Below are 6,061 nucleotides of genomic sequence, written 5' to 3'. Positions count from 1 at the left end.
GGGTGCCATTGGCCGCGCAGGGCGTGGCGGCGCTTCAGGCCACCAATCGCGACTGGGGTCTGGCCCTGGCTGACGAGGAAATCGAATACCTCGCCGAGCAGTATCGCGCGCTCGATCGCGACCCGACCGACGTCGAGCTGATGATGTTCGGCCAGATCAACTCCGAGCACTGCCGGCACAAGATCTTCAATGCCGCGTTCACGATCGACGGCGAGACCCGTGCCAAGTCGCTGTTCGACATGATCCGCGATTCGCATCGGGCCGCGCCCGAGGGCGTGCTTTCGGCCTATCGCGATAACGCATCGGTGATCGAGGGTCATCACGCCACCCGCCAGCTGGTCGGCGCGGATCGGGTCTATCGGCTGCACGAAGAACCCGTGCATCTGCTCATGAAGGTGGAAACGCATAACCACCCGACCGCGATTGCGCCCAATCCGGGGGCGGCTACGGGCGCGGGCGGCGAGATTCGCGACGAAGCCGCCACCGGACGTGGCGGCAAGCCCAAGGCCGGGCTGACCGGTTTTTCGGTGTCCGATCTGCGTCTGCCGGACGATATCCAGCCCTGGGAAATCGACGACGCCCGCCCGGCGACCATCGCGACGCCGCTGGAGATCATGCGCGATGCGCCGATCGGCGCGGCCCGCTACAACAACGAATTCGGCCGACCGGCGCTGGGCGGCTATTTCCGCAGTTTCCAGTACCAGTCCGAGGCCACCGGCATCCGCGGCTATCACAAGCCAATCATGATCGCCGGCGGCATGGGCAACGTCCGCCCCGACGACGTCGAAAAACACGTGGTGCCGGTCGATGCCGCACTGATCGTGCTCGGCGGGCCGGCCATGCTGATTGGCCTGGGTGGCGGCGCGGCCTCGTCGATGGCCAGCGGCACCTCGTCGGCCGAGCTGGATTTCGCCTCGGTACAGCGCGCCAACCCGGAAATGGAACGCCGCTGCCAGGAAGTCGTGGAAGGCTGTATTGCGCTCGGCGCCCACAATCCGATTGCTTCGATCCATGACGTGGGCGCAGGCGGGCTGTCGAACGCGCTGCCCGAAATCATCGATGCCGACGACCGCGGCGGGCGTATTCGCCTGCGCGACGTGGACGCGGCCGACGTGAGCCTGTCGCCGATGGAGATTTGGTGCAACGAATCACAGGAGCGCTATGTGCTCGCGATCGCGGCCGACCAGCTCGACGCCTTCGAAGCGCTATGCGCACGCGAGCGTTGCCCCTATGCCGTGGTCGGCACGGCCACGGCCGAGTCGCGGCTCACCGTCGAAGACGGCGAAGCCGACAACGAGGACGCACGTTATCCGGTCGATATGCCCATGGGCGTATTGCTCGGGCGTACCCCGCAGATGCAGCGCAACGTCGAACACCAGCGCCTCGAGCTGGACGCCTGGGACCACAGCGCGGTCGACGTGGCCGAGGCTGTCGAACGCGTGCTGCGCGTGCCCAGCGTGGCCAGCAAATCGTTTCTGATCACCATCGGTGATCGCAGCGTGGGCGGCATGACCGCCCGCGACCAGATGGTCGGACCCTGGCAGGTGCCGGTCGCCGACGTGGCCGTGACCACGACCGCTTATACGGGCGACACCGGCGAAGCGATGGCCATGGGCGAGCGCACGCCGCTGGCCTTGATCGATGCGCCGGCCTCCGGCCGGATGGCCGTGGCCGAGGCGGTGACCAATATCGCGGCCGCCCGTATCGACAAGCTCACCGATGTCCGTTTGTCCGCCAACTGGATGGCGGCCTGCGGCGAACCGGGCGAGGATGCACGGCTCTACGACACCGTACAGGCGGTGGGCGAACAGCTGTGCAGCGAACTCGGCCTGGCGATTCCGGTAGGCAAGGATTCCTTGTCCATGCGCAGCGTCTGGCGCGACGACAATGGCAACGAACGCCGCATGAGCGCGCCGCTGTCGCTGATCGTGTCTGCCTTCGCGCCTGTGAGCGCGGCGCGCTCGACGCTCACGCCGCAGCTGGCCGCACCGAGCGATGGGCGCACTGCACTCGTGCTGGCCGATCTGGGTAACGGCAAGAACCGCCTCGGCGGCTCGGCTTTCGCCCAGGCATTCGGGGCGCTCGGTAACGTCGCACCGGATCTGGATCAGCCCAAACAGCTGCGCCAGTTCTTCGGCGTCGTCCAGCGCCTGGCCGGCGAGAACCGGATCAAGGCCTATCACGACCGCAGCGATGGCGGCCTGCTGGCCTGTGTGGCCGAAATGGTATTCGCCGGCCGGGTAGGCGCCGATATCGCGCTCGACGACCTCGGCGACGATGCGCTGGCGGCGTTGTTCAATGAAGAACTGGGCGCCGTGCTGCAGGTCGGCGCGGACGATGCGTCGGTGGTGGTCGGCGAACTGCGCGCCGCGGGCCTGACCGCGCATGCGATCGGCACGGTCACGGCCGAGCCTGGCCTGGTCGTGCGTCACGCAGGGCAAACGATCTATACCAACACGCGCGCCGCGCTGGAACGGACCTGGGCCGCGACCAGCCATGCCATGGCCGCGCTGCGCGACGACCCGGCGAGCGCCGATCAGGCGTTTGAGGCGCTGCTCGACGACGAAGATCCCGGCCTGCCGGCGGCGCCGTCGTTCGATCTGAGCGAAGACCTGGCCGCGCCGTTCGTGAATACCACACGCCCGCGCGTGGCGATTCTGCGCGAGCAGGGCGTCAACGGCCATAACGAAATGGCCTGGGCGTTCTCGCGTGCCGGTTTCGAAGCGGTCGATGTGCATATGAGCGAGATCGCGGCCGGTCGTGATCTGTCGGACATGCAGGGGTTGGCGGCCTGTGGCGGCTTCTCCTACGGCGACGTGCTCGGTGCCGGCCAGGGCTGGGCCAAATCGATTCTGTTCAATGCCGGTGCACGGGCGGCTTTTGCCGACTTCTTCGAACGCGACGAGACGTTCACTCTGGGCGTGTGCAACGGTTGCCAGATGCTGGCGGCGTTGGCCGAGATCATCCCCGGCACCGAACACTGGCCGCGTTTCGTGGCCAATGCGTCCCGCCAGTTCGAAGGGCGCACCAGCGGCGTGGAAATCGTCGAGTCCAAGGCGGTCCTGCTTGAGGGCATGGCCGGCACCCGCGTGCCGATCGCGGTGGCCCATGGCGAAGGCCGGGCCGAATTCGCGGATGCCAACGATCTGGACATGCTCGCCGCCAACGCCCAGGTCGGCATGCGCTATGTCGACGGTCGCGGCGGGCCCGCGAGCACCTATCCGGCCAACCCGAATGGGTCGCCCCAGGGCGTGACCGGGCTGTGCAATGCCGATGGCCGGGTGTTCATCACCATGCCGCATCCCGAACGTGTCACCCGCAGCGTGAACCTGTCCTGGGCGCCAAAAGGCTGGGGCGAACTCAGCCCCTGGGCACGTCTGTTCGGCAACGCGCGGCGTTTCGTCGGCTAGCGGTCGCGGCTCTCGGCGTCGCGGCGTTTACGCTGCGGGCGTTCGCGCCCGATGACGTAGAGGCGCTGGTGGCCTTGTGGCAGGCCTGTGGCCTGACCCGCCCCTGGAACGACCCGTATCGCGATATCGAGCGCAAACTGGCGGTCGATCCGGAACTGCTACGGGTGGCCGAGCGGGCCGGCGAACTCGTTGCCAGCATCATGATCGGCTATGAAGGCCATCGCGGCTGGGTCAACTATCTGGCGGTCGCACCCGCATGCCAGCGCGAAGGCATCGGGCGTGCGCTCATGGCGCACGCCGAGCACCTGCTGCACGAGCGCGGCTGCCCCAAGATCAATCTGATGATCCGGGGCGACAACACCGAGGCGCTCGCTTTCTATCGACGCCTGGGCTATGTGGCAGACGATGCCATCCCGCTGGGCAAACGCCTGGTCGCCGACGACTAGCTTTCAGCGTAAATCCGTCGCAGATCCTTGCGCGACACCTTGCCAATGGCGTTGCGCGGTACGGCGTCCACCACGCGCGTATCGTTCAGGCGCTGGAACTTGCCCAGGCGTTCGTTGGCCCAGGCCTGAATCGCCTCGGCATCGATATCCGCACCTGGAGCGAGGGTGACGAAAGCCACGGGGGTTTCGCCCCATTGCTCGCTGGCCACACCGAACACGGCCACATCGGCCAGCGCTTCGTGCTCGCGCAGCACCGCCTCGATATCGCTGGGAAAGATATTGAAGCCGCCGGAGATGATGGTTTCCTTGGCGCGGCCGACGATGTTGAGAAAACCGTCCTCGTCGAAGTAGCCGATATCGCCGGTGCGGATGAAGCGGGCGCCGGTGTCGGGCTCGTACCATTCGGTTGCCCGCGTGCGCTCGGCGTCGCCGTGATAGCCGCGCATGATGAAGCCCGAATGACCGACGATTTCGCCCACGCGGGTGCGATCGATCTCGACGCCGTCTTCGTCGATGATGCGCAGCTCGTGGCCCGGCATGGGCTGGCCGACGGTATGCAGCTTGTCCGGATGCTCGTGGGCAACGAGCATGCAGCTGCCCCCGCCTTCGGTCATGCCATAGAATTCCAGCAGCCCGCCCGGCCAGCGCTCGAGCACTTCGGCTTTTACGTCGGCGCCGAACGGCGAGCTGGTGCAGCACTTGACCTGGAAGCTGGACAGATCGGTGCGATCGAAATCGGGATGATCGAGCAGGCGCCGATACTGCACGGGCACGAGCATGGCATGGGTGACGCGGTGTTGTTCGGCGAGCGCGAGAAAGCGTGCGGCATCGAATTTCGGCATCAATACCAGCGTGCCGCCGGCCGCCAGCGCCGGCATGAAGCTCACCAGCGTGGTGTTCGAATACAGCGGCGTGGATACCAGCGTGACCGAGGTTTCGTCGTAGAGCTTGACCACGCCGCCGGCGATCTGCGGCCAGCGCAGCCGGTTGGTATGCACGATGCCCTTGGGCGCGCCGGTGGTGCCCGAGGAATAGATGATATTGAAGATCGTATCCGGGTCTGGCTCGACCGGAGTCGGCATCACGCCATCGTCGGCAAGCCAGTCGTCGATGCCCGTATAGCGCGTGTCGCCGTTGATGCTGATCGTGCGAATGGCCGGGCGCGCCGCGAGCGCATCACAGGCATTGCGGCCGTAATCGTCGACGAAGGCGAACGTGGCGCCGCTGTTGTCGAGCATCAGCCCCAGGGCTTCGGCCGTGCTCGAGGGTGCCAGCGGCGCGAACGAGCCGCCGGCCCGCAGCGCGGCGAGCATGGCCACTACATAATCGATAGAGTTGGCGGCACACAGGGCGAGGACGTCGCCCGGTGCGAAGCCGTCACGCTGAAGCGCGGCGACCGCGCGGTTCACCACGCTGTCCAGCGCACCGTAGGTCGTGCTGCGCTCGGCGTCGATCAGCGCAACGGCGTCGGGTCGGCTGAGCGCGTGTTCATGAACACGGCCGGGCAGGGTGCCGAATTCGGCCATGGCCTCGGTGGGGGCGTAGCTGGACATGAAAGCTCCTCGTGCAGAGCCGGCTGTTCGGCGCCGGCGGATTTTAGTCGTTGTGCTGCGGAGTCTTGCACGCAGCCATGCCGATCGCAACGAAAGTGAAACCGTGTTTCGTTGGTTCGTGTGGCGTCGTGTCCAATGGCTCGGAAAATCGCGAGCGGGCCGGCAAGTCAAAGCAAATGCGCGCCAATCGGGACGATCATTCGATAGGAGTCGCGCATTTGCTAAGCCGGCGCCTGCTACGGGCCGAATGCGGCGCCAGTCCCGAGCAAAAAAAAGGGCCGCGCGAGGCGACCCTTTCTTGTAGTGACTCGATCCGCTGACAGGCGCTACGGCTTGGCCGGGCTTCTCAGGCGAATCACGTCGTTGAGCGCACAGAAATCGATGATGGCGCGCATCTGTGCCGGGGCGTTGATGAAGCTCAGCGAGGCGTGGTTGGCATGGGCATCGCGCACCCATTCGAGCAGCAGCGCCACGCCGGCGCTATCGACGCGCTCGACGCCGGACAGGTCGATCACCGTTTCTTCGCCATGCACGAACCAGTTTTCCGATTCGCGCAGACGGCGGGGTACGGTTTCCGCGTCCAGCTCACCCGAGAGCTGGACGTGGTCGGTATGCGTATCCTGATCGGTCATGTCGAGCGCGCCGTCTGCGA

At 66.3% G+C, this 6,061-nt stretch carries 4 protein-coding genes; 2 read left to right on the top strand and 2 right to left on the bottom strand.

Annotated elements, in window-relative coordinates; all coding sequences use genetic code 11:
- On the top strand, positions 1-3,410 hold a 3,410-nt coding region (gene purL / locus ABNU97_RS04970; RefSeq protein WP_348765643.1), incomplete at its 5' end, for a phosphoribosylformylglycinamidine synthase.
- Between the two features lie 32 nt (positions 3,411-3,442).
- Positions 3,443-3,856 carry a GNAT family acetyltransferase gene (locus ABNU97_RS04965; RefSeq protein WP_348765644.1) on the top strand — a complete coding sequence of 138 codons (414 nt, stop codon included), beginning with the start codon at positions 3,443-3,445 and terminating at the stop codon, positions 3,854-3,856.
- On the opposite strand, the gene ABNU97_RS04960 is transcribed toward ABNU97_RS04965, so the two are convergent.
- On the bottom strand, positions 3,853-5,409 hold the full coding sequence (locus tag ABNU97_RS04960) for a class I adenylate-forming enzyme family protein (RefSeq protein WP_348765642.1): 1,557 nt from the start codon (positions 5,407-5,409) through the stop codon (positions 3,853-3,855). The genes ABNU97_RS04965 and ABNU97_RS04960 overlap by 4 nt on opposite strands.
- Before the next feature lie 326 nt (positions 5,410-5,735).
- Positions 5,736-6,041: an STAS domain-containing protein gene (locus ABNU97_RS04955; protein ID WP_348765641.1), complete on the bottom strand. Its 306-nt coding sequence runs from the start codon at positions 6,039-6,041 to the stop codon at positions 5,736-5,738.
- Positions 6,042-6,061: the final 20 nt, after the last annotated feature.

The sequence above is a fragment of the uncultured Salinisphaera sp. genome (genome assembly GCF_964012375.1).
Classification (GTDB): Bacteria; Pseudomonadota; Gammaproteobacteria; order Nevskiales; family Salinisphaeraceae; genus Salinisphaera.
Note: the sequence above shows the minus strand (reverse complement) of the source record. Positions and strands in the feature narration are given on the sequence as shown.

Bases quoted from the DNA above. Each gene is read 5' to 3' on its own strand.
- ABNU97_RS04960 (WP_348765642.1), bottom strand. From the start codon at position 5,409: ATGTCCAGCTACGCCCCCACCGAGGCCATGGCCGAATTCGGCACCCTG.
- ABNU97_RS04955 (WP_348765641.1), bottom strand. From the start codon at position 6,041: ATGACCGATCAGGATACGCATACCGACCACGTCCAGCTCTCGGGTGAG.